We start from the raw sequence: 23,802 nt of genomic DNA on the forward strand, positions 1-23,802 counted from the left end.
GCATGCTTGCAGGATAATGACATTTTTCCAACAGGAGGACGACATGAGCTACGAAGAACGCGATGCCTACGGCATGTATGTAGACCGGGGCCACAAGGGTCCCGGCCCTGAACTGATGGGCGCCGACACGCTGATCGGCGACCACGTGCACAACCTGAAAAACGAGCACCTGGGCGAAATCAAGGAAATCATGCTGGACATGCGCACCGGCAAGATCGCCTATGCGGTGATGGCCAGCGGCGGCGTGTTCACGCTCGGCGAGCGCCTGTTCGCGGTGCCGTGGGAAGCGCTGACGCTGGACACGGTCAACAAGCGCTTCACGCTGAACATCGACAAGGAGCGCATCGACAACGCGCCCGGCTTCGACACCGACCACTGGCCCAACATGGCCAACCAGGCCTGGGCCACCGAGATCCACAACTACTACGGCACCACCGCGCGCTAAGCCCGCCGCCACCCTGCCCTGAGCTACGCGCCCGCTTTGACGGGCGCGTTTTGCATGGACCGGCCTACGGCGCCAGCCGCATCGGCACGTAGGCGATGCCGTGCTGCTCGACGCGCGGGCCGGTGGCGGTGAAACCGAAATGCGCGTACATCGGCATGCCATAGACGGAGGCGTTGACCGTCACCGCCTGCCCGGCCGCCGCCGCGCGCGCGGTTTCCCACAGCTGCCGCCCCAGGCCTTGGCCGTGATAGCGCCGGGCCACGTACAGGTGGAACAGATGCGTGCCGTGGCGCAGCGCCACCACGCCGGCCAGGTCGCCTTCCAGCCAGCCGGTCCAGTACTGGTATTCCTCGCCGATCACGTAGCGTTCGATGGCGCCCTGCGACATGCTCATCATGAACGGCTCGGCGCCCGCGCCGTCGGGCTGCAAGGTCATGAACGGCATCAGCTCATTGATCAGCGCGCTGATGGCCACGGCGTCTTCCCGTATTGCTTTACGCATTAGCATTTTTTCCATGCCGCATTGTGCCAGAATCGGTATAGTGAAGGCATCCCGCAAGCAGCCAGGAGGCAGCATGGAGAACGACTACCGCATCATCGCGCAGTTCCTCATTCCAACCGAGGCGCACCTGGTGTGCGGCTGCCTGGTGGCGGCCGGGGTGCCGGCCGTGGTGTGCGACGACCAGCTGGTGCAGGCCAACCTGCTGTGGGCGCCGGCTATCGGCGGCGCGCGCATCCTGGTGCCGGACGAATTCATGTACAAGGCGCGCGAGGCGCTGGCGGCCTATGAGCGCGGCGAGTATGCGCTGGCCGAGGATGCGGACGTGGGGCCGCCTCGTTAGCAGAAAGCACGGCTAGCAGAAGTCGCGGCTCACGGTGGGCAGGCTGCCCAGCAGGTGGCTCATGTCCACCAGCCGCTTGGCCACCAGGTGGCGCACGATGCCTTCCTGCTGCCACACGCCGTACACGCCCAGCAGCTGGGCGCCCAGCACTTCCTTGCGCTGCTGCTCCACCAGCGCGGGCCAGATGATGACGTTCACATTCCCCGTTTCATCCTCGATGGTGATGAACAGCACGCCCTTGGCCGTGCCGGGCCGCTGGCGCACGGTGACGATGCCGCAGCCGCGCGCCAGCTGGCCGTTGCGGTAGGTGTTCAGCGTGGATGCCGGCATGAAGCGGTGATCGAGCAGCGTGGGGCGCAGCAGCGCCAGCGGGTGGCGGCGCAAGGTCAGCCCCTGCGCGCGGTAGTCGCTGACGATGTCATCGCCTTCGCTGGGCGGGCGCAGCTGCGGCGCTTCCTCGTCCGGCTCGGTGGGGCGCAGCAAGTCCTTGTCGGGCACGGCGCCGGCGGCTTCCCACAAGGCCTGGCGGCGGTTGCCGGACAGGCCTTCGAGCGCGTTGGCGGCCGCCAGCACCTGCAGGTCGTGGCGGTCCAGGTCGGCGCGCCGGGCCAGGTCGGCCACGCTGGCAAAGCCGCGCACGGCGCGCGCCTGCTCGATCCGTTCCGCGCTGTCGGGGCGCATGCCGCGTAGCACGGAAAAGCCCAGCCGCACCGCCGGCTGGCCGCGCGCGCCGGCCTCCTCTTCCAGCGCCGAGTCCCAGCAGCTGATGGCGACATCGACCGGCCGCACGATCACGCCGTGGCGTTTGGCGTCCTGCACCAGCTGCGAGGGGCCGTAGAAGCCCAGCGGCTGGCTGTTGAGCAAGGCGCACAGGAAGGCGGCTGGCTCGTGGCACTTGACCCAGGAGCTGGCGTAGGTCAGCAGCGCGAAACTGGCCGCGTGCGATTCGGGGAAACCGTATTCGCCGAAGCCCTGGATCTGCTGGCAGATGGCTTCGGCGAATTCCTTGTCGTATTTGTTCCGCACCATGCCTTCGACGATTTTCTTCTGGTATTTGTCGATGTCGCCCTTGCGCTTCCAGGCCGCCATGGCGCGCCGCAGCTGGTCCGCCTCGCCCGGCGTGAAGTCGGCCGCGATCATGGCGATCTGCATCACCTGCTCCTGGAAAATGGGCACGCCCAGGGTGCGCTTGAGCGCTTCTTCCAGGCGCGGCTGGTACTCGACCAGCGTCGGGTCCATGCGGCGCTGCAGATAGGGGTGACCATGCCGCCCTGGATAGGCCCCGGCCGCACCAGCGCCACCTCGACCACCAGGTCGTAAAACTTCCTTGGCCGCAGGCGCGGCAGCATGCTCATCTGCGCGCGCGACTCGATCTGGAACACGCCTATGGTGTCAGCCTCGCACATCATGTCGTAGGTCTGCGGGTCTTCGCGCGGGATGTCCTGCATGCGGAACAGCATGCCGCGCCGCTCGCCGATCAGGTCCAGCGAGCGGCGCAGCGCGGACAGCATGCCCAGCGCCAGCACGTCCACCTTCAGCAGCCCCAGTTCCTCCAGGTCATCCTTGTCCCACTGGATCACGCTGCGGTCTTCCATGCTGGCGTTCTCGATGGGCACCAGGCGCGACAGCTTGTCCTGCGCGATGACGAAGCCGCCCACGTGCTGCGACAAGTGGCGCGGCATGCCGAGGAACTGGTAGGCCAGCGTGGCCCACTGGTGCGCCAGCCTGGATTCCGGGTCCAGCCCGCTTTCGCCCAGACGGGCCAGCAAGTCCTGCTTGCTGTCGAACCAGCGGTGCGACTTGGCCACCTTCTCCACGATGGCCAGGTCCACGCCCAGCGCCTTGCCGGCGTCGCGCAGCGCGCTTTTGGGCCGGTAGCAGATGACGGTGGCGGCCAGCGCGGCGCGGTGGCGGCCATACTTGGTGTAGATGTACTGGATCACTTCCTCGCGCCGCTGGTGCTCGAAGTCCACGTCGATATCCGGCGGTTCGGCGCGCTCGCGCGAAATGAAGCGGCCCACCAGCAGCTTGCTGTGCGCGGGATCGACCTCGGTCACGCCCAGGCAGTAGCACACGGCCGAATTGGCCGCCGAGCCGCGCCCCTGGCACAGGATGCCCAGCGAGCGGGCATAGCGCACGATGTCGTACACGGTGAGGAAATAGAACTCGTAGCCCAGTTCGGCGATCAGCTCCAGTTCCTCCTCCACCTGCTTTTGCACCGGCTCGGGCATGCCGTGCGGGTAGCGCGTCTGCGCGCTGATATAGGTTTCCTGGCGCAGGTAGCTGGCCGGCGTGTGGCCTTCGGGCACCAGCTCGTGCGGGTATTCGTAGCGCAGCTCGTCCAGCGAAAACGTGCACTTCGACGCGATGCGCAAGGTCTCGTCCAGCGCGGCGCGCGGGTACAGGTTGGCCAGCCGCAGGCGCGAGCGCAGATGCTGCTCGGCGTTCTGCGCCAACTCGTAGCCGCACTCGCCCACCGGGCGGCCCACGCGCACGGCGGTCAGGGTGTCGAGCAGCGGCTTGCGCGAGCGCACATGCATGCGCACATTGCCCACCGCCGTCACCGGCAAGCCGTGCTGCCAGGCCACCTCGTCTATGCTCATGCGGTGCGCTTCGTCGAAAGCGTGCTGCAGCAGGTTCAGGCCGATCCACGCGCGGCCCGGGAACTGGGCCGCCATCCAGGCCGCCTGCAAGTGCAGGGTGTCCACGTCCTCCGGCTGGTCGGACGGGTAGCGCGGCAGCAGGATCAGCAGGCAGTCCGGCAAGCCCTTCAGGTGCGCCTGGGCCGGCTGCGGCGCGGCGATGTCGTCCAGGTAGAGCTTGTAGCTGCCCTTGACCACGCCTTCGCGCATGCGCGCCAGCGTGATCAGCTCGGACAGGTTGCCGTAGCCGTTGCGGTTGGTGGCCAGCGCCAGCAGCGACAGGCCGTGCGAGCCGTCCGGCTTGCTTAAATGAAAATGGCTGCCGATCAGCAGCGGGAATGGCGGCGCCTCTTCCCCGGTGGCGCGCTTGGCCGCCCCGTGCGCCCGCACCACGCCCGCCAGCGAACACTCGTCGGTGATCGCCAGCGCGGCATAGTCCAGCTGCAAGGCGCGCTCGACCAGCTCCTCGGCATGCGAGGCGCCTTGCAAAAATGAAAAGTTCGTCAGGCAAAACAGCTCCGCATAGGCTGGCAAGCTGCTGGCTGGCGACGGATTGGGGGGCGGCATGGCTCAAAACATACTGTACATAAACACAGTATTGTACGCGCATCGTGCACGCGTGGACAGGGTCGGCTATGCTATTCGGCCCAGCAACTTTCCGGTCTACAACATGCAACGCACCGTCCATGAATTGACATGCTTTGGCAGCCGCCCCGGCGAGGGGAATGCGGCACTGGTGGTGCTGGGGGACGCGTCCGGGGAGGCGGAACGGCAGGCGTTTGCGCGCGAACAGAACCGCAGCGCGTGCGTGTTTATCGGCGCAGCAGCCGGCGAGGCGCCGTTCGTGCTGGACTATTTTTATCCGCACACGCGCAGCCCGCTGTGCCTGCACGCCACGCTGGCGGCGGCGCGCGTGCTGCTGCGCGAACACGGCGCGCCGCTGACAGTGCGCACCGCCATGCGCGGCCAGCTGCTGCACTTGTCCGAGCGCGGCGCGGACGTGTTCGTACGCCTGCAGCGCCAGCCGGCGCCGGCGGTGTCCATCGCACCGGAACTGCCGGCCGCCCTGCTCGGCCAGGCAGGCCCGGACCAGGGCGCGGGCTTGCGGCTGGCGTCGCCGCCGGCCATCGCCTCGGTCGGCAGCCCCAAGCTGCTGCTGGAACTGCCCGACAGCGCCGCCCTGCAGGCGCTGCAGCCCGACCTGGCGCGCATCGCCGCTTGGAGCCAGCAGCACGGAGTGAGCGGTTGCTACGCCTATGCGCGGCGCGCAGACGGCAGTCTCGACGGCCGCAACTTCAACCACCTGGACCCGGCGCTGGAAGACAGCGCCACCGGCGTGGCGGCCGGCGCGCTGACGGTACACCTGGGCCGCGCCATCACCCTGCACCAGGGCGCCAACGTCGGCCAGCCCTGCGTGCTGCGCACCGAACTGGACGGCGAACACATATTAATCGGCGGCGCGGCCGACTTCCTGCCGCCCGTCCCAGCATGAAAACATGCCACATACACCATTTTTTGCCGAACACAATAGAAATAGTGTATGTGTGCGAAAATTGAAACAAGTTACAGCGCGTAACTTTCAGATGGCTTCGCCGACCTATAAAATCAGCGAAATCTTTCATCTGGAGAAACACGTGCCCACAATTACCGCCCTCCGCCGCGCCGTTCTCGTCAGCCTGTACGGGACCGCCGCCCTGGCGACCATGGCGCCGGCCGCCCATGCCCAGACCGCCGAGGCCAATACCAGCGCCAGCGCCGCCCCCATCCAGTCCGTCAACGTGGTCGGCTCGCGCCGCGCCACCAGCTCCGCCACCGACACCGTGGTGCCGGTCGACGTGATCCCGATGAACAAGGTGGCCGAGCAAGGCGCCCAATTCGACCTGTCGCAGACGCTGACCTATATCTCGCCCTCGTTCAACTCCACCCGCCAGACCGGCGCCGACGGCGCCGACCTGGTGGACTCGGCCGCGCTGCGCGGCCTGAGCTCGGACCAGACCCTGGTGCTGATCAACGGCAAGCGCCGCCACACGGCCGCGCTGGTGAACATCTTCGGCGCGCGCAACCGCGGCAGCACCGGCACCGACATGAACACCATCCCCACCATGGCCATCAAGGACGTGCAGATCCTGCGCGACGGCGCCGCCGCCCAATACGGCTCGGACGCGATCGCCGGCGTGATGGACATCGGCCTGAAGAAAAACGTCGGCTGCGAATCGTCGGTCGGCTACAGCCAGTACTCGGCCGGCGACGGCAAGAACTGGCTGGCCTCGGCCTACTGCGGCTTCGCCATGGCCGGCGGCACGGTGGGCATCACCGGCGAATACCTGGACCGCGGCCGCTCCAACCGCGCCGAACCGGGCAACCCGCGCACCATCGGCGACTCCAAGTCGCAAAACCAGACCGTGTATGTGAACGGCGAAATCCCGGCCGGCGCCGGCGGCAAGTTCTACTTCACGGCCGGCCTGCAGCAGCGCGACGCCTCCAGCGGCGCCTGGGCGCGCGACGGCGTGGACGACGTGCCGAGCCGCAACTCGGCCGCCATGTACCCGAACGGCTTCGTGCCCTTCATCAACGGCGACCTGGACGACCGCTACGGCATCATCGGCTACCGCAGCAAAGTGGGCGAGTGGAACACCGACATCTCGCAGACCTACGGCTACAACCGCCTGAAGTACAACATCAGCAACACGCTGAACGCGTCCATCGCCAACCTGCCGGCCAACAAGGGCATCAGCCCCAGCCAGTTCGACGCGGGCGGCTTCTCCTTCCAGCAGCTGACCACCAACGCCGACGCCAGCCGCTACTTCGACGGCATGATGGGCGACGGCATGAACGTGGCCTTCGGCGCCGAATATCGCCGCGAGACCTACAAGATCTTCGCCGGCGAGCCGGGTTCCTACATCGACGCGGACGGCCCCGGCGGCGGCAATGCCGGCAGCCAGGGCTTCCCCGGCTTCCAGCCGGGCGACGCCACCAATTCCAGCCGCCACAGCACTGCGCTGTACCTGGACCTGGAAGCGGACCTGAACAAGAAGACCAAGCTGCAGGGCGCGGTGCGCTACGAGAAGTTCAGCGACTTCGGCTCCACCGTCACCGGCAAGCTGGCCGGTTCCTACAGCGTGGCCGACGGCATGCTGCTGCGCGGCTCGGCCAGCACCGGCTTCCGCGCGCCGTCGCTGCAGCAGGCGCACTTCTCGTCCACCTACACCGACTTCGTGGGCGGCAAGCCGACCGATATTTCGATCACCCCGGCCGTGGGCGCCGTGGGCCAGCTGGCCGGCCTGCCGCCGCTGAAGGAAGAGAAGTCGCGCAGCTTCACGCTGGGCGCGACGTGGACGCCGACCGGCGCCCTGTCCGTCACGGCCGACCTGTACCAGATCAAGATCAAGGACCGCATCGTGCTGTCCGGCCTGTTCGACGAGAGCAACTACCCTGCGCTGGCGGCCAAGCTGGCCACGCTGGGCGTGGGCGGCGCGCAGTTCTTCGTCAACTCGGTCGACACCAAGACCCGCGGCCTGGACCTGACCGCCTCGCACCGCGGCGCGATCGCCGGCAACAAGCTGACCACCTTCCTGGCCATGAACTTCGGCAAAACCGAAGTGGACGCCATCCACGCCCCGGCCGCGCTGAACGGCTACGAGGACGTGCTGCTGTCCGAGCGCGAGCGCCTGTTCCTGGAACAAGGCGGCCCGCGCCGCAAGGCCACGCTGGGCTTCGACCTGACCACCGGCGCGCTGGAGACGGACTTCAAGATCATCCACTTCGGCCCGCAGACCCTGGGCACTTGGAGCGGCACCGCGGCCGGCGTGCCGAACCAGCACTACGCGCCGAAGACCTCGGCCGATGTGGGCTTCACCTACAGCTTCAACAAGAACACCAAGCTGACCTTCGGTGCGAGCAACATCTTCAACGTGCATCCCAGCGTGCAGGACCCGAACGAAACCGACAACGGCTTCAAGTACGAGAGCGTGCAGTTCGGCCTGAACGGCACCTCCTACTTCGGCCGCCTGTGGGTCAAGTTCTAAGCCTCCCCGCCTAGCCCGAAACGCCCGCCGCAGCCATGCGCCGGGCGTTTTTTCATGCCCCGCGCCTTGATCCAGCGCCGCGTCGCCCCGGTCCCGGCGCTAACAAGCAGTCGAATTACAGCGCTGAAATCTCGTCGCTCATGTTGAAGATGGCCTGGGCGTTGTACTGGTCGGCGAAGAAGGGGTCGCCGAACAGGGTGCCGGCTTCGGCCTTGTGGCGCAGGTAGGTCAGCACCTGGCCGCGCTGCAGCGCGTAGCGGTCGTCGGAGACGTGGCGGTATTCGGCGCGGATGCCTTGCGTGTAGTGGCGGTAGACCTCCTCCGCCTGGCCCAGGATGGCCAGGTCCACGCTGAGCATGGTTTCCTTGAGCGGGTGCGCCACGCCGGCGCTCTGGAAGTGGTCGGTCGAGCGTATCAGCGCGGCCACGTCGTCCGCGATGTCCGGCCCCAGGCCGCTGGACAGCCACAGCTGCGCGCTGGCTTCCTCGTTGGAGACGCCGCCGCCGGCGCCGTGGTCGTACACCGCGTCGTGGAACCAGAAGGCGGCGCGCACGATGTCGGCGTCGCGCTTGGACGGGCCGACGTTGGCGCTCCAGGTGCGGATTTCGGCCAGGCCGTGCACCAGGTGGTCCAGGTTGTGGTAGTGGCGCTCGGCGCCGCCGTAGGCGCCGGCGCCGGTCAGGCGTTCGAACCAGGCGTCGGCATTGGCGGCACGGGCGGCGGCGGCCGCGCCGGACTGCCACAGCGCGTCCCATTCCTTGCGCAGCCAGCTGATGATCCACGCCTTGTAGGCCGGCGCCGGCACGAAGTTCTTCATGGTCCAGTTCCAGCCCACCGGCCCTTCCAGCGCCTTGACGAAGCTGGAGCTGACCGAGCCCAGGTCGCGCGGCGGCATCACGAACAGCGTCTTGGCGCCGCCGATCACGTCCACATTGGTTTGCTGGATCAGGTTCTCGTAGTCGAAATCGGCCGTGGTGCGGATGCCGCGCACCAGGTAGTCGATGCCGTGCTTCTTGGCCACGCGCGCCGTGTAGTCGCTTTTCACGATCTGCACCTGCACATTGTCCCAGCCGCGCTCGGCGCAGCTCTCGGCGATGATGGCCTTGCGCTGCTCGGCCGAGAACTTGGGCTGCTTGGTGGAGTTCTCGGACAGGAACACCACCACCTCGTCCGCGATGGAGCGCGCCTCCCCTATCACCCACATATGCCCGTTGGTGATCGGGTCCAGGGTGCCCGAAAAGCCGATTTTCTTCATGCGCCGCTCCACTGCCGAGGTCAAAACGACATTCTAGCCGGGCGCAGCCTTTCCTGTTGCGGGAAACTCAACTTTTACCTGCAAACCGCCCAGGCGCCCGGATTGGCCCAGCACCAGCGCGGCGCCGTGCCGTTCGGCGATGGCCTTGATGATGGCCAGTCCCAGCCCGCTGCCGCCGGCGGCGCTGCCCGGCACGCGGTAAAAGCGGCTGAACACGCGCTCGCGCTCCTCCGGCGAAATGCCGGGGCCGCTGTCCTCGACGCACAGCACCGGGCCGCGCTCGCCCTGGATGACTTCCACGTCCACCGTGCCGCCAGGCGGCGTGTACTTGATGGCGTTGTCGATCAGGTTGCGCAGCAGGATCAGCAGCGCATCGCCCTGCCCCGCCACGCTGGCCTCGTCGGCGCGCGGCAAGCCCAGGTCGATGTCGCGCGCCTGCGCCGCGCCGGCCATGTCGCCCAGGGTGCGCTTGGCCAGGTCGGCCAGGTTGACGCTGTCGAATTTCTGCTCGGCGCCGCCGGACTCCTGCCGCGCCAGCACCAGCAATTGCTCCACCAGCCGCGTGGCGCGCTCGATGCCGGCCGTCAGGCGGCCCACGGCCACCGCGCCGCGCGGCCGCGTCCTCGGCGCGGTCCAGGCTCAGCACCTGCAGCTTGAGCGCGGCCAGCGGCGAGCGCAGCTCGTGCGCGGCGTCCGCCACGAAGTGCTGCTGCGCCTCGAAGGCGGTGCGCACGCGGCCGAACAGCAGGTTCAGCTCGTGCACCAGCGGCCTCACCTCGTCCGGCAAATCGTTCTCGGACACGGGCGACAAGTCGTCCGCCTGGCGCGCCGCCACCTGCTTGCGCACGCGCGACACCGGCGCCAGCGAGCCGCTCACCACCCACCACACCACCAGCATCAAGAGCGGCGCCATCAGCGCGATGGGCGCCACGGTGCGCAGCGCCAGCGCGCCGGCCATGCGCTGGCGCACCGCCATGTCCTGCGCGATCTGCACGGTCTGGTTGCTGGTCTGCACGGAGAAGATGCGGTAGGTGGCGCCGCGCACGCGCACATTGGAAAAGCCCAGCACGGCGCGCTGCGGCAGCTCGGCGCGGGACAGCGAACGGAACACCTGCACGCCGTCCGGGGTCCACACCTGCACCACCATGTCGTCGTTGCCGGGATCGGCGGCAGGATCGTTGGCGTGGTTGGACAGCGGCGCGCCGGAACGCAGCGACAGCGCCATCTGCTGCATGTGGTAATCGAAGATCTCGTCGGCGTCGCTGCGCGCGCTGCGGTAGGCGATCAGCGCCTGCGCCATCGCGGCCAGCACGATGGCCGCCAGCAGGAACCACAGCAGGCGCGCGCGCAGCGAATGCGACACCGAGCGCGACACCGACTTGCTCACCGACTGCGACATCGACGCGACAGAGACTTTCATGCCTTGGGCACCATGTAGCCGAGGCCGCGCACGTTCTGGATCAGCTCGCTGCCCAGCTTCTTGCGCAGGCCGTGGATATACACTTCCACCGCGTTGCTGTTGACTTCATCCTTCCAGCTGTACAGCTTTTCCTCCAGCTGGGCGCGCGACAGCACGATGCCGGGGCGCGCAATGAGCGCCTCCAGCACCGCCCACTCGCGCGCGGACAGGCTCACGTTCTGGCCGTTGGCAATCACTTCGCGGGTTTGCGGATTGATCATCACGTCCTTGTGCTCGAACACGGGATCGGCGCGGCCGGCCGAACGGCGCAGCAGCGCGCGGATGCGCGCCAGCAGCTCGTCCAGGTCGTAGGGCTTGAGCACATAGTCGTCCGCGCCGGCGTCCAGGCCGGCGATGCGCTGGTCCACCGCGTCGCGCGCCGTGGCCACCAGCACCGGCGTGATTTCCTTGCGCGCGCGCATGGAGCGCAGCACCTCCAGGCCATCCTTGCGCGGCAGGCCCAGGTCCAGCAGCACCAGGTCGTAAGTCTGCGTCTGCAGGGCCGTGTCGGCCATGTCGCCGTCCTTGACCCAGTCGACCGCGTAGTGCTCGGCCCGCAACAGGTCGAGCACCACTTCGCCGATCATCGTATCGTCTTCCACCAGCAGCAGCCGCATGGTATTTCCTTTGTTATTGATTAACCGATCCGCACCGGAATGAAGATCTTCTCATCCCCGCGCTGGATCAGCAAGGCCACCGACTTCTCGGACTTGGCCATCACGTCGCGCACCTGCTCGACCGTGTTGACCGGGCGCCCGTTCACCGACAGCAGCACGTCGCCCGGCTGCACGCCGGCGTAAGCGGCCGCGCCGCCCGCGCCTTCGATCAGCAGGCCCGAATTGATGCCGGACTGGCGCTTCTCGACCGGGTCCAGCGGGCGCAACTGCAAGCCCAGCTTGACCTTGCTGCTGGCGCCGTCATCAGCGCGCGCCGCATCGGCCAAGCTGCCGTTCGCCTTGTCGGCCGCGTTGCCCAGCTTGCCGGTCAGTTCGATGGCTTTACCCTGGCGCCACACTTCCAGCGTCACTTTATCACCCGGCATGGCCACACCCACCACCGCAGGCAGGTCGCCCGAGGCAATGATCTTCTGGCCGTTGATCTTGCGGATCACGTCGCCCGATTTCAGGCCGGCCTTGTCGGCAGGGCCGCCCGGCTCCACGTTGGCCACCAGCGCGCCTTCCGGCGTATCGAGCTTGAAGGAATCGGCGAAAGCCTGGTCCACTTCCTGCACCGTCACACCCAGCTTGGCGTGCGCCACCTTGCCGGTGGTAACGATCTGGTCCTTGATCTTGGTCGCCACGTCGATCGGGATCGCGAACGACAGGCCCTGGTAGCCGCCGGTCTGGCTGTAGATCTGCGAGTTGATGCCGATCACTTCGCCGCGCGTGTTGAACAGCGGGCCGCCCGAGTTGCCGGGGTTTACGGCCACGTCGGTCTGGATGAAGGGCACATAGCTGTCTTCCGGGCCGAGCGAACGGCCCTTGGCGCTCACCACGCCGGCCGTGACGGTGCTTTCCAGGCCGTACGGCGAGCCGATGGCCAGCACCCATTCACCCACCTTCAGGTCCTTGGTGCGGCCCAGCGGCACCACCGGCAGGTTCTTGCCGTCGATCTTCAGCACCGCCACGTCGGTCTTCGGATCGGAGCCGAGCACCTTGGCGCGGTATTCGCGGCGGTCGGTCAGCTTCACCGTCACTTCGCTGGCGTCGCGCACCACGTGGGCGTTGGTCAGGATCAGGCCGTCGGGGCTGATGATGAAACCGGAGCCGACGCCATGGGTGGGCACCGAGCGCTCGCCACGCTGCTGGCCGGGCTGCTGGAAGCGGCGGAAGAATTCGAAGAAGGGATCGTCGCCGAAGGGATCGCGGCCGCGTCCCTGGACGCCGTCGAAGCCGGTCTTGGTGCTGCCGGTCACGCTGATGTTGACCACGGCGGGGCCATTGCGTTCGGCAATCACGCTGAAGTCCGGCATGGAAATCATGGGCGCGGCGACCGGCATGGCGGGCGCGGCGGCAGCGGGCGCGGCAGCCTGCGGCGCCTGGTTGGCCACGGCGCCGGCGTTATTCTGTTGCACCACCACCGCACCGCCGGCGCCCAGAGCACCGAGCACGGCCAGCGCAGCTACGCCACGTTTCATGGTTACGGAAACAGGTTGTTTTTGCATTTCTGCACTCCTGATTGAATGTGGTTAATCGATGTATCCAATATGGAGGAAGAGACTTAGGCGCCGCTTAATATGGTGAGCGGTTACTTCCGGTTACAGCCTGCGCTGCGGCTTGCACGCCAGACGTGCAACTGGCCGGGTTGCCCGGCCAGTGTGTACTACTGAACTGCAGCGCAGCTTAAGCGGCTTGACGCTGCTCCAGCGCGGCGACGTTTTCAGTGCCATCGATCACGATCTTGCGCGGCTTCAGCGCTTCCGGCACTTCGCGCACCAGTTCAATGGTGAGCATGCCGTTGTCGAAGGAGGCGCCGGTCACTTTCACGTGGTTGGCCAGCTGGAAGCGCTGCTCGAAATCACGCGCCGCAATGCCGCGGTGCAGATAGGTGCGCTCCACGCCGTCGCGTTGCTTGCGGCCCACGATGTGCAGGCTGTCACGCTCGGTGGTGATATCGATTTCCGAACGGTTGAAACCGGCCAGCGCCATCACGATACGGTACTGGTCTTCCGAGACCAGCTCGATGTTGTACGGAGGATAGCTGGGCTGGGCGTCGCCGCGCTGGGCGTCGTTCAGCAGCTGGGCCAGGCGGTCGAAACCGATAGCGGAACGATACAGTGGGGTCAGGTCAAAAGTACGCATGATAGATATCCTTTCAAGGTTAAGCGATATGGTCTTCCGGTCCCCTTCTGGGCAACCGGTGCATCCGATATACGGTTGCCGCCCAGACCTTTCAAGGGCCTGTTTTCAACTTTTTTGCGACACAATTTGAAACAAAGCGGTGTTTCCTGCGTGCTACACTCGGCCCCTTTAGCCCTCACCGTTCCGTTCCATGACTCCGATGCGCAAAACCCTGCTGGCCCTGCTGCTCAGCACCGCCCTGGCCGCCCACGCCGACACCATCCCTGTCCCGCTGGACCAGCCCTACCCCGGCACCATCGTGCTGAAGGTGGACGCGTCCAACACGTCCCAGCAGATTTTCCGCATCACCGAAACCATCCCGGCCAAGCCCGGCAAGCTGACGCTGCTGTACCCGCAGTGGGTGCCGGCCAACCACGGCCCCAGCGGCCCGCTGAACCAGCTCGCCGGCCTCAAGCTCACCGCCAACGGCAAGCCGCTGGCGTGGAAGCGCGACACCGTCAACGTGCACGCCTTCCACATCGAGGTGCCGCGCGAGGCCAAGGCGGTGGAAGTGGAATACCAGTATTTGTCGCCCACCGAACCCAACCAGGGCCGCACCACCATCACCAGCGAGATCCTGGGCATCCAATGGCACTCGATGGTGCTGTACCCGGCCGGCCACACCACGCGCCGCATCACGATGCAGCCCAGCCTGACCCTGCCCGAAGGCTGGCAGTACGGCAGCGCGCTCGAGACCGTGGAACGCCGGGGCGACACCGTGCAGTTCAAGGCGCTGGACCTGGAAACCATGGTCGATTCGCCGCTGTTCGCCGGCCGCTACTTCAAGCGCTACGACCTCGACCCGGGCGCGAAAATCCCGGTGCACATGAACGTGGTGGCCGACACCGCCGACGCGGTGGAAGCCAAGCCGGAGCAGCTGGAACTGCACCGCGCCATGGTGCAGCAGGCCTACAAGCTGTTCAACTCGCAGCACTACCAGCACTACGATTTCCTGCTCGCGCTGAGCGAGGAATTCGGCGGCGTGGGCCGCGAGCACCACCAGTCCAGCGAGAACGGCGTCAAGCTCGACTACTTCACCGACTGGAACAAGGCCGAGTCCGTGCGCGGCCTGCTGCCGCATGAATTCACGCACTCGTGGAACGGCAAGTTCCGCCGCCCGGCCGACCAGAACGTGCCCAACTTCAACACGCCGCTGCAGAACAGCCTGCTGTGGGTGTACGAAGGCCAGACCCAGTACTGGGGCCAGGTGCTGTCGGCGCGCTCGGGCATGCAGAAAATGGACAGCGTGCGCGACATCATGGCCGCCAACGCCGCCCGCTACGACCACATGCAAGGGCGCAGCTGGCGCCCGGTGCAGGACACCACGAACGACCCCATCATCAACGGCCGCCGCCCGCTGGGCTGGACCAACTGGCAGCGCAGCGAGGACTACTACAACGAAGGCGCGCTGATCTGGCTGGACGTGGACACCAAGATCCGTGAAATGTCGAACGACACCAAGTCGCTGGACAACTTCGCGCGCAACTTCTTCGGCATCGACAACGGCGCCTACACGGCCAACCACTACACCTTCGAGGACGTGGTGAAAGCGCTCAACGCCATCCAGCCCTTCGACTGGGCCGCCTTCCTGCGCACCCGCCTGGACGGCACCGGCCCGGCGCCGCTGGACGGCTACGCGCGCGCCGGCTGGAAGCTGGTCTACACCGATACCCAGACCCCGTACCTGAAGACGGTGGAAGAGCGCAGCAAGTCGGCCGACTTCCAGTACTCGCTGGGCTTCTCGCTCAACAGCGAAGGCAAGGTCGAAGCGCTGCAATGGGAAGGCCTGGGCTTCAAGGCCGGCATCGGCGGCGGCACCACGGTGCTGGCCGTGAACGGCACGGCCTACAAGCCCGACGTGCTGCGCGCGGCCGTCACCGCCGCCAAGAGCAATGACAAGCCTATCGAACTGCTGGTCAAGAAGGGCGCGAAATACCGCACCATCCTGCTCGACTACCACGGCGGCCTGAAGTATCCGCGCCTGGAGCGCATCCCCGGCACGCCGGACCGCCTGCAAGCCATCTTGTCGCCGCTGAAATAAGCCGGCGCACACTTTGTCCGGGACAACGCTCATGCTGTCCCGGACTGCGGTTATACTGGGTTTATCTCGATAGCCTGGAAACCGTCCATGGACGATCCCGTCAACTGCCCCGCCTTGCTGGAAGAGAACCGCCGCCTGCGCGAGGAACTGGCCGCGCTGCGCGGCCGCGACCGTATTTTCCGCTCCCTGCTCGACCACGCCCCGCTGCTCATTTCCACCAAGGACCTGGAAGGCCGCGTCACCATGGCCAACCGCTATTTCGAGATACTGGACGGCTATGATGAAAGCCACTTCGTCGGCCGCAGCGTGTTCGAACTGTTTCCGACCGAGATAGCCGACCAGTTGTGGCGCAACGACCGCCGCGCCGCGCTGGAGCAGCGCGCGGTGCAGGAAGAGGAAACGGTGTACCACCGCGACAAGACGCCGCACACTTACATGACGGTGAAGTTCCCGCTGTACGACGAGCACGGCCGGGTGAATGCCACCTGCGCCGTCTCCACCGACATCACGCAGACCCGCGCCGCCGAGGACAGCAGCGTGACCGACGAGCTGACCGGCCTGAAGAACCGGCGCTACTTCAACATGCGCTTCGGCGAGGAGCAACAGCGCGCCCACCGCGACGGCCGCCTGCTGACCTTGCTGCTGCTGGATGTGGACCGCTTCAAGGAATACAACGACTACTACGGCCACCCGGCAGGCGACGCCGTGCTCAAGGCCGTGGCGCACAGCATGCGCGCCGCGCTGCACCGGGCCGGCGACCTGTGCTTCCGCATCGGCGGCGACGAGTTCGCCTGCCTGTACACCAGCAGCGGCACCGGCGAAAGCCTGACGCTGGCCGGCGAGATCCGCGCCACCATGGCCGCACACGCCATTGCGCACCGCGCCAATCCGCCCGGCGGCGTGGTCACGCTGTCGATCGGCGCCGCCTTCCTGGCGCCGGACGCCGACCTGGGGCGGGACGAACTCTACCTGCTGGCCGACCAGGCGCTGTACCGCGCCAAGCACCAGGGCCGGGACAGGGTGGCCACTTAGCCCAGCGAATTGGTGTATGCTGCCGACATGAACCAAGACACCGACATCCAGCTCAGCGGCCCGTTCAAGGCCACCGACGGCGCCGGCCGCGCCATCGACATCAAAGCCATCCGCATTTTCGACGAAGGCTACGGCGTCATCGACCTGTACGTGGACCTGGCCGCGCCAGCATCCGACGGCTTGCACAAGGACAAGAAACTGATCGCCGAGATCAGCGCCCGCCTGCGCAGCCTGGGCTACGCCGGGCCGGACCTGGCGCCGGGCGACCCGGTAATCCAGGAAAAGAAACTGATCGTGCTCGACACGCCGGACGAATTCCTGCCCTTCGCCGTGCGCAAGGGCTTCAAGGACCTGACGTCCGAATTCGACGAGTAATTTCTACAGGTAGCGGCTGCTCCAGGCCGCGATCAGGTCGGCCACGTAGACGGCGTCCTCGCGCCGCGTCAGCAAGTGGTCGGCATCATCCAGCGAGACAAAACTTTTCGGGTGGCGTGCCGCCATGAAAATGTCCATCGCGTTGCGCACCGCCACCGTATCGTCGCCCGGCGCGTGCATCACCAGCAAAGCCTTGCGCAGCCCCGCGATATGTTCGCGCAGGCTGTGCCCGCCCACGTCCTCCACGAACTGCTGCTTGATGCGGAACGGCCGCCCCGCCAGCTGCACCTGCGCCTCGCCGTCGGCGGCAATCTGCTCCAGGTGAGCGCTGAACATATTGGTCACGTAAGCCGGCTCGCCCGGCGCGGCGATGGTCACCACCGCCTTCGCCTCCGGCACGCTGACCGCCGCCGCCAGCACCGCCGCGCCGCCCAGGCTGTGGCCGATCAGCAGGTGCGGCGCGGCAAACTTCTCGCGCAGAAAGTCCGCCGCCTCCACCAGGTCGGCCACGTTGGACGAAAAATTGGTGTTCTCGAACTCGCCCTCGCTGGCGCCCAGGCCGGTGAAATCGAACCGCAGCACGGCAATGCCGTGCGCGGTCAGTGCCTGCGCGATGCGGCTGGCGGCGATCACGTCCTTGCCGCAGGTAAAACAATGCGCGAACAGCGCGTAGGCTTTGATGGCGCCGTCCGGCGCGTCCAGGCGCGCCGCCAGGCGGTGGCCGCTGGCGCCGGTGAATTCGTGTCGTTCTGCTCGCATGATGTATTTCCGTGAGTTTTGCCGTGAACACGGCCATACCCGCAGTCTAGCCGAACAAGCCGTGCAGATACCAGCGCGGCTCGGCCTCGCCCTCCTTGGCGCCCAGGCGCTCGCGGAACACCCAGTAGTGCGCGTGGTCGCCGCCTTCGGCGATGAAGTAGTCGCGCGTCTGCCCTTCGCTCCACCAGCCGGCCTCGATGCGTTCGGCGTTCGACACCATGCGCAGCGGCGACATGTAGAACGGCCGGTGGTCGCGCATCAGCAGCGCGATCGGCTTGGGCAGCAGCCAGGCCGGGCGCGGCAGGCTTTGCGGCGGCATGCGCGCATCCACGTCGGCCGGGCGCAGCTTGTCGTGCACCGGCACCCAGGCGTTGGCCAGCTCGGGCCGGTAGTCCGCCTGCGGCGACGCCTTCAGCACATTGTCCGGCCCCAGCCGCGCCACCAGCAGCTCGAACAGGCGCTCGCGGTCTTCCTTGCTGCCGCCCGGCTCCGGAAACAGCGAATCGGTGGGCGGCAGCATGGGCTGCACCTGCGCCGCTTCCAGGCACAGGCCGATCACCGGCGCCACCAGCTCGGTCTTGGCCAGACGTTCCTTGAGCAGGCGCAGCAGGTGCTCGTCGCGCCACGCCGGCTCGGCCAGCGCGATCTCGATGGCCGTGGGCGGGCGCGCCACCTTGCCGCGCTCATGCTCCAGCAGCAGCTTCACGCGCTCCACCGCGAACTGGCGCGCGCACAGCCAGCCCACCATTTGCTGCAGCAGGCGCTGCGCGCCGTGCAGCAGCGCGTCCGCGTGCTCGATGCGGTCGAACAGCTCCAGTTTGGCGCTGAACGTGGGCGGCGCTTCCACCCACTCGTACAGTTCGGGCGCTTCGCCGTGCGCCTCGTCCAGCATGTCCAGCAGCGCGCGTCCGCAGCGGCGCTGCAGGCCCGGGCGCGGCAGGCGCCGCAGGTCGGCCAGCGTCAAACAGCCCATGCCTTCAAACCAGTTGAGGAAGGGCCGCGCCGGCGGCGGCAGGCTGCCGGGCAGCGGCGCCAGGCGCCGCGTCATGGATTCGATGCTCAAGGCACGCCCGCCCCCGCTGCGCGCCAGCAGCCAGGCGCCGCGCGCGGTGGGGGCAACGCTCAGCACGGCGGTAAAACCCAGCGCCCGCATGCTGTCCTTCACCAGCGCGCACAGCTTGCGGATGCCGCCGAACAGGCGCAGGCTGGCGCCGATATCGATCAGCAACGTGGCTTCTTCGGCCACCGCCACCAGCGGCGTGTAGCGCAGCAGCGCCATGGCCACGGCGTGCACCGCCTCCTGCTCGCGCCCGGGCGCGCGCTCGTGCAGCTGCGCGTCCGGCGCCATCAGCAAGGCGCCACCGCGCCGCATGCCCAGCCGCACGCCGGCGGCATGGGCCTGCGGCGACACCGCCAGCACGCCCTCCTGCTCCAGCACCACGCTGCAGCTATCCTCCGACCAGCTGGGGCAGAATACTTCGAGCGGGAGCCGTGGCAGGTAGAGGCCGATCCAGAGACGCATGACGCTGTAGCAAAGAAGGTGGCAGGGGCAGGAACAGCGGCGCGTCGCGCTGCGGTCCCCGGCGTTTGACGAATTCGATGTGGATGCCGCCCGGCGCCGGGCGCAGCGCCAGCCGCAGCGGCGCCGGCGAGGCGTCCTGCGCGGCGGCCAGCGGGCGCATCAGGCAGAACAGGGTGTCGCCGCTTTGCGCCGCCAGGTGCAGCCGGCGCAGGTTTTCACTGCGCATCTGCTGCTGCCACAGCAGCAGCGCGCCGCAGCAGCCGCTGCGCAGCACCTGTTCGGCCGCCCACAGCGCGTCGCCGCTCTTGCCGGTATTGCGTATCCACACCATTTGCGACGGCGGCAGGCCCAGCGCGGCCAGCGCCAGCCCTTGCGGGATTTGCGGCGGCGCCAGCAGCACCACCGGCCGTTTCGAGGCCGCCACCAGCGCCGGGCGCAGCAGGCGGATTTCGCCTATGCCCTGCTGTTGCAGCATCAGCTCGGTGAGCGTGCCCAGCGGCCAGCCGCCGCCCGGCAGTTGCGCCGACAGCGCCGCGTAGCCGGTATCGACGCAGCGCGTGGCGGAGTGCGCCAGCTGCGAGGCCAGCCACAACGACGGATGCAGGCTTTCAGGAGTGGCGGTGGGGGGCATGGCTTTCAATCAAATACTGTACAAATACACAGTACTATTTACTCCCGGTTTTGGCAAGGACTACTTGCGGTTTGTGCCGAAGGGAAAGCTTGCGCATGCTGTAAGATAGACATTGCCACCATACTTTCCGGGCCTCCATGACCACCATCCAGCTTATCGGCGCCATCCTGTTCGGACTGGCGCTGGTGCACACCTTCGCTGCCAAATCCTTCGAGATCCTGGCCCACCGCCACCCGCGCCACGCCGGCCTGCTGCACCTGCTGGGCGAAGTCGAAGTGGTGTTCGGCTTCTGGGCCGCCATCCTGATCGTGGCCATCGCCATCGCGGCCGGCGGCCAGAACGCCATTGCCTACGCCGAGTCGCGCCAGTACACCGAGCCGCTGTTCGTATTCGTGGTGATGGTGGTGGCGGCCTCCTGGCCGGTGCTGAACGCGGTGCAGCGCGCCCTGCAGGCGCTGGCGCGGCTGGCGCCGATGCGCACCGAACTGGCGCTGGCCTGGCTGGGCCTGGCGCTGGTGCCGCTGGCCGGCTCGCTGATCACCGAGCCGGCCGCCATGACCTTGGCCGCGCTCACGCTGGCGCCGCTGGTGTTCCGCGACGGCATGCCGGAACGGCTGAAATACGCCGCACTGGGCGTGCTGTTCGTCAACGTGTCGATCGGCGGCACGCTCACCTCCTACGCCGCGCCGCCGGTGCTGATGGTGGCCGCCACCTGGGGCTGGGACAGCGCCTTCATGGCCAGCCAGTTCGGCTGGAAAGCCACGCTGGCGGTGCTGGTGAACGCCACCGCCATCTGCTTCCTGCTCCAGCGCCACTTGCAACCGCAAGCCGCGCCAGGCGGCATGGACGCCAACGCCAGCGCCGCCGGCGGCAACGGCCCGACGCCGGTGCCAGTGCCGGTGCCGCTATTGGTATCGCTGATCCACCTGGGCTTCCTGGCCGCCGTGGTGCTGCTGGCGCACCACCCGGTGATGTTCCTGGGCCTGTTCCTGCTGTTCCTTGGCTTCACGCAAGCCTACCAGCGCTACCAGCAGCCGCTGATCCTGAAGGAAGGCTTGCTGGTGGGCTTCTTCCTGGCCGGGCTGGTGGTGCTGGGCGGCATGCAGCAATGGTGGCTGCAGCCCATCGTCTCCAGCCTGGCGCCGGTGGCGCTGTTCTTCGGCGCGCTGGGCCTGACCGCCATCACCGACAACGCCGCCCTGACTTACCTCGGTTCGCTGATCGACGGCATGGCGCCACAGGCGCAGTACATGCTGGTGGCCGGCGCGGTGGCCGGCGGCGGCCTGACGGTGATCGCCAACGCGCCCAACCCGGCCGGCGTGTCGCTGCTGCGGCGCGGCTTCCAGGACGAATCCATCGGCGCCGTCGGCCTGCTGCTCGGCGCCCTGCCGCCCACCGCCGTGGCGGCGCTGGCCTTTTTCCTCTGAGACCGCGTCGCAGGCGAACCATATTTAGAACCATATTTATTTGATAAATTTCTTGACTTCAACTCGAAGTGATCCTAAAGTGATATCACTTTGATGTCACAACCACGAGGGAGTCGAGCATGAACGCAGCACATATTCGCCGTGAAACGGCGTTTTCTTCGGTCAGCGGCTATACGGCGGCGGTCGGCGCGCTGGCACTGATCGCCCTGGCAGGCTTCGGCGCGCGCAGCGGCTTGCATCCGCTCCTGTGCGTGACCGCGGGCCTGCTCGGCCTGATCGCTTTCGCCGGGCTGTACATGCTGCAGCCGAACGAGACGGCCATCATCACGCTGTTCGGCAAATACATCGGCACCGACCGCAACGACGGCCTGCGCTGGGCCTTCCCGTTTTACGTCAAGCGCAAGCTGTCGGTGCGCGCGCGTAACTTCAACTGCCCCACGCTGAAGGTCAACGACAAACGCGGCAACCCGGTCGAGATCAGCGCCGCCATCGTCTGGCGCGTGCGCGACACCGCGCAGGCCGTGTTCGAAGTGGACGACTTCGAGCGCTACGTGTCGGTGCAGGCCGAAGCGGCGCTGCGCCACCTGGCTTCGCAATATGCCTACGACGATGGCGAGGATCTGACGGAAGGCGAGACCACGCTGCGCGCCGGCATGGACGTGGTGGCCACCGCACTGAAGACGGAACTGCAGGAGCGCTTCGAAGCGGCCGGCGTGGAAACGCTGGACGCCAAGCTGACCCACCTGGCCTACGCCGCCGAAATCGCGCAGGTGATGCTGCGCCGCCAGCAGGCCGACGCCATCATCAGCGCCCGCTCCAAGATCGTGCACGGCGCCGTCACCATGGTGGAAGCCGCGCTGAAAGGCCTGGCCGAACGCGATATCGTGGAGCTGGACGCCGAGCGCAAGGCGGCCATGGTCAGCAACCTGCTGGTGGTGCTGTGTTCGGACAAGGAGACCCAGCCCATCATCAACACCGGCACCCTGTACAACTAGCGGCAGAACAGCATGGCAAGCCCAGGTAAAAAAGCCTATCCCTTGCGGATCGACCCGGCGCTGTGGGAAGAGATCCAGCGCCTGGCGGCGCGCGACCTGCGCAGCGTGAACGCGGAAATCGAGTTCCTGCTGCGCGAGGGACTGGCGCGCCGGGGCGTGAAGCTCAAGGGGGAAAGCAGTGGCAGCGGCAGCGGCGACGGCCCGGAGCCGGCGGACGGCTAGGCCGGGCCGGCGTGCTCATGCCACCACGCGCCGGTGCTTGGCGAAGAAGTCCAGCATCATCTTGCTGGCGTCCGGACCGGCCTTGGCGTTGAATGACAACGCCGGGTCGCCGCCGCTCCAGGCGTGCTCCAGGTCCGCGATGCGCGCCACGCGCAGCAGCACTTTCCCCTTTGCGCTGTAGTCCCGTATTTCATGCGCATTGCGCGTGAGCCCGCGCCGCGCGCGCTCCACCACCTTCACCTCGGTCCCGGCCGGCAAGCGGTTCAGCAGCAGGCTTTGCTGCACCAGCTGCGCCTGATTGACAGGGCGCACCACCTTGTCGCCCTCGCCCTGGATCAGGATGGTGGGCATGGCCGGGAAGCCGGGCCGCTGCCGCAGCACATTCCGGATGGCGGCGGCGGCTTGCTGGCCGGCGCCGTGCTGCATCACGGTCAGCGCGCCGACGGTGCTGTGGCCGCCGCCATACGCCGGGCCGGAATGCAGGCCCACGGCAGCGATCAGTTCGGGATGGTTCAGCGCCAGGATATTGGCCATGCCCGCGCCGGCCGAAATGCCGCAGGCGTAGATGCGCTTGCGGTCGATGGCGTAGTCGCTGCACACCTTGCCGATGATGGCGGCGATCAACGCGGTGTCGCCGCCGCCTTCCTGCGTGGACTTGTCATACCAGCGCCAGCAGCGGTGCACCTGCGTGCTGGCCAGCTGCTGCGGATAGAGCACCGCATAGCCCTTCTGCTCTGCCAGGCGATTCATGCGCGTGCCTTGCGCAAACTGCGTGGCGCTCTGGTGGCAGCCGTGCAGCATGACGATCAGCGGCAGGCCATGGCGCGCCGCGGCTTGCGGCACATTCTGGGGGAGATAAAGCCAATAGCTCATGGGCTGGCTTGGCACCTGTCCGGCCTGCGGCATTGCAGCAAAATGCGCTGCAAGCCAGCGTCCCGGCAGCACCGAGACATCCGGCCGCGCATGCTGGCGGATCGGCATGCCGTCCGGCGCCGAGGCGACCCGCCGCGCCTGGCCGGCAGCCTTTTTCGGCTTGGGCTTCACGGCCGGCACGCCGAACAATTGGGTCATTAACTTCTGCTGCGACTTGCCTGCGCGGGTAATGCTGCGCAGCAATCGTGCGCCAAAGATGGGCTTGGCCATGCGACACTCCTGCTCGATATGTTGCAGTGCAATATACCGAACGCAGGACATCCCATCGGTGCGCCAGCGCACCGGATGGCAGATTAAACTTCCGTACCGAATGCAGCAGTAACCGCCATGCGCGGGGAAAACAGGGTGGCCGGCAGG

The 23,802-nt window shown here is 67.2% G+C and carries 19 protein-coding genes and 2 pseudogenes; 10 read left to right on the forward strand and 11 right to left on the reverse strand.

The window, feature by feature from the left end; all coding sequences use genetic code 11:
- Window positions 1-43: 43 nt before the first annotated feature.
- On the forward strand, window positions 44-445 hold the full coding sequence (locus tag ACFJI2_RS19535; RefSeq protein ID WP_107873254.1) for a PRC-barrel domain-containing protein: 402 nt from the start codon (window positions 44-46) through the stop codon (window positions 443-445).
- Window positions 446-509: 64 nt separating this feature from the next.
- Here the strand turns inward: ACFJI2_RS19535 and ACFJI2_RS19540 are convergent, their stop codons facing one another.
- Entirely contained in the window at window positions 510-947 is a 438-nt protein-coding gene (locus tag ACFJI2_RS19540; RefSeq protein ID WP_377701497.1) for a GNAT family N-acetyltransferase, read from the reverse strand.
- A 73-nt stretch (window positions 948-1,020) separates the two neighbouring features.
- Between ACFJI2_RS19540 and ACFJI2_RS19545 the strand changes: the two genes are divergently transcribed.
- A complete protein-coding gene (locus ACFJI2_RS19545) occupies window positions 1,021-1,287 on the forward strand; it encodes a putative signal transducing protein (protein WP_107872572.1) in 267 nt (88 codons plus the stop codon).
- A 12-nt stretch (window positions 1,288-1,299) separates the two neighbouring features.
- Here ACFJI2_RS19545 and ACFJI2_RS19550 read toward each other — a convergent pair.
- Window positions 1,300-4,496: pseudogene (locus tag ACFJI2_RS19550) on the reverse strand (error-prone DNA polymerase).
- Between the two features lie 103 nt (window positions 4,497-4,599).
- On the opposite strand from ACFJI2_RS19550, the gene ACFJI2_RS19555 reads away from it, so the two are divergent.
- Window positions 4,600-5,421: a PhzF family phenazine biosynthesis protein gene (locus tag ACFJI2_RS19555; RefSeq protein ID WP_377701498.1), complete on the forward strand. Its 822-nt coding sequence runs from the start codon at window positions 4,600-4,602 to the stop codon at window positions 5,419-5,421.
- Between the two features lie 142 nt (window positions 5,422-5,563).
- Window positions 5,564-7,954, forward strand: coding sequence for a TonB-dependent receptor plug domain-containing protein (locus tag ACFJI2_RS19560; RefSeq protein WP_377701499.1), 2,391 nt, complete (start codon window positions 5,564-5,566; stop codon window positions 7,952-7,954).
- 115 nt (window positions 7,955-8,069) lie between these two features.
- Here ACFJI2_RS19560 and coaD read toward each other — a convergent pair whose 3' ends face one another.
- From coaD to ACFJI2_RS19585, 5 genes and pseudogenes are all read right to left on the reverse strand, one after another.
- A complete protein-coding gene (gene coaD, locus ACFJI2_RS19565) occupies window positions 8,070-9,209 on the reverse strand; it encodes a pantetheine-phosphate adenylyltransferase (protein ID WP_377701500.1) in 1,140 nt (379 codons plus the stop codon).
- A 33-nt stretch (window positions 9,210-9,242) separates the two neighbouring features.
- Window positions 9,243-10,608: pseudogene (locus ACFJI2_RS19570) on the reverse strand (ATP-binding protein).
- 17 nt (window positions 10,609-10,625) lie between these two features.
- Window positions 10,626-11,285, reverse strand: coding sequence for a response regulator transcription factor (locus tag ACFJI2_RS19575; protein ID WP_057157625.1), 660 nt, complete (start codon window positions 11,283-11,285; stop codon window positions 10,626-10,628).
- Between the two features lie 20 nt (window positions 11,286-11,305).
- A complete protein-coding gene (locus ACFJI2_RS19580; RefSeq protein ID WP_377701501.1) occupies window positions 11,306-12,832 on the reverse strand; it encodes a Do family serine endopeptidase in 1,527 nt (508 codons plus the stop codon).
- Window positions 12,833-13,010: 178 nt separating this feature from the next.
- Entirely contained in the window at window positions 13,011-13,469 is a 459-nt protein-coding gene (locus tag ACFJI2_RS19585; RefSeq protein WP_056394131.1) for an Hsp20 family protein, read from the reverse strand.
- 199 nt (window positions 13,470-13,668) lie between these two features.
- On the opposite strand from ACFJI2_RS19585, the gene ACFJI2_RS19590 reads away from it, so the two are divergent.
- From ACFJI2_RS19590 to ACFJI2_RS19600, 3 genes are all read left to right on the forward strand, one after another.
- Window positions 13,669-15,549, forward strand: coding sequence for a M61 family metallopeptidase (locus tag ACFJI2_RS19590; RefSeq protein WP_377701502.1), 1,881 nt, complete (start codon window positions 13,669-13,671; stop codon window positions 15,547-15,549).
- An 87-nt stretch (window positions 15,550-15,636) separates the two neighbouring features.
- A complete protein-coding gene (locus ACFJI2_RS19595; protein WP_377701503.1) occupies window positions 15,637-16,581 on the forward strand; it encodes a sensor domain-containing diguanylate cyclase in 945 nt (314 codons plus the stop codon).
- A gap of 27 nt (window positions 16,582-16,608) precedes the next feature.
- Complete coding sequence (locus tag ACFJI2_RS19600; RefSeq protein ID WP_107873261.1) at window positions 16,609-16,956, forward strand: hypothetical protein; 348 nt, start codon at window positions 16,609-16,611, stop codon at window positions 16,954-16,956.
- A 3-nt stretch (window positions 16,957-16,959) separates the two neighbouring features.
- Here the strand turns inward: ACFJI2_RS19600 and ACFJI2_RS19605 are convergent, their stop codons facing one another.
- Genes ACFJI2_RS19605 through imuA form a run of 3 tightly spaced genes read right to left on the reverse strand, consistent with a single transcriptional unit; the run spans window position 16,960 to window position 19,868 of the window.
- A complete protein-coding gene (locus ACFJI2_RS19605) occupies window positions 16,960-17,715 on the reverse strand; it encodes an alpha/beta hydrolase family protein (RefSeq protein ID WP_377701504.1) in 756 nt (251 codons plus the stop codon).
- 46 nt (window positions 17,716-17,761) lie between these two features.
- Window positions 17,762-19,237 (reverse strand): Y-family DNA polymerase, encoded by a 1,476-nt coding sequence (locus tag ACFJI2_RS19610; protein WP_377701505.1) that lies wholly within the window; start codon window positions 19,235-19,237, stop codon window positions 17,762-17,764.
- Window positions 19,164-19,868, reverse strand: coding sequence for a translesion DNA synthesis-associated protein ImuA (gene imuA, locus ACFJI2_RS19615; protein WP_377701506.1), 705 nt, complete (start codon window positions 19,866-19,868; stop codon window positions 19,164-19,166). Before imuA ends, ACFJI2_RS19610 begins: the two co-directional genes overlap by 74 nt.
- A gap of 137 nt (window positions 19,869-20,005) precedes the next feature.
- Here imuA and ACFJI2_RS19620 point away from each other — a divergent pair, with 137 nt between their 5' ends.
- From ACFJI2_RS19620 to ACFJI2_RS19630, 3 genes are all read left to right on the forward strand, one after another.
- Window positions 20,006-21,295 carry a putative Na+/H+ antiporter gene (locus ACFJI2_RS19620; RefSeq protein WP_377701507.1) on the forward strand — a complete coding sequence of 430 codons (1,290 nt, stop codon included), beginning with the start codon at window positions 20,006-20,008 and terminating at the stop codon, window positions 21,293-21,295.
- Between the two features lie 119 nt (window positions 21,296-21,414).
- Window positions 21,415-22,290, forward strand: coding sequence for an SPFH domain-containing protein (locus tag ACFJI2_RS19625; protein ID WP_377701508.1), 876 nt, complete (start codon window positions 21,415-21,417; stop codon window positions 22,288-22,290).
- Window positions 22,291-22,302: 12 nt separating this feature from the next.
- A complete protein-coding gene (locus tag ACFJI2_RS19630) occupies window positions 22,303-22,512 on the forward strand; it encodes a hypothetical protein (protein ID WP_377701509.1) in 210 nt (69 codons plus the stop codon).
- A gap of 15 nt (window positions 22,513-22,527) precedes the next feature.
- Here the strand turns inward: ACFJI2_RS19630 and ACFJI2_RS19635 are convergent, their stop codons facing one another.
- Window positions 22,528-23,655, reverse strand: coding sequence for an alpha/beta hydrolase family esterase (locus ACFJI2_RS19635; RefSeq protein WP_377701510.1), 1,128 nt, complete (start codon window positions 23,653-23,655; stop codon window positions 22,528-22,530).
- Between the last annotated feature and the right edge of the window lie 147 nt (window positions 23,656-23,802).

It is taken from the genome of Pseudoduganella sp. UC29_71, assembly GCF_042693265.1.
In the GTDB taxonomy this organism is placed as follows: Bacteria; Pseudomonadota; Gammaproteobacteria; order Burkholderiales; family Burkholderiaceae_D; genus Rugamonas.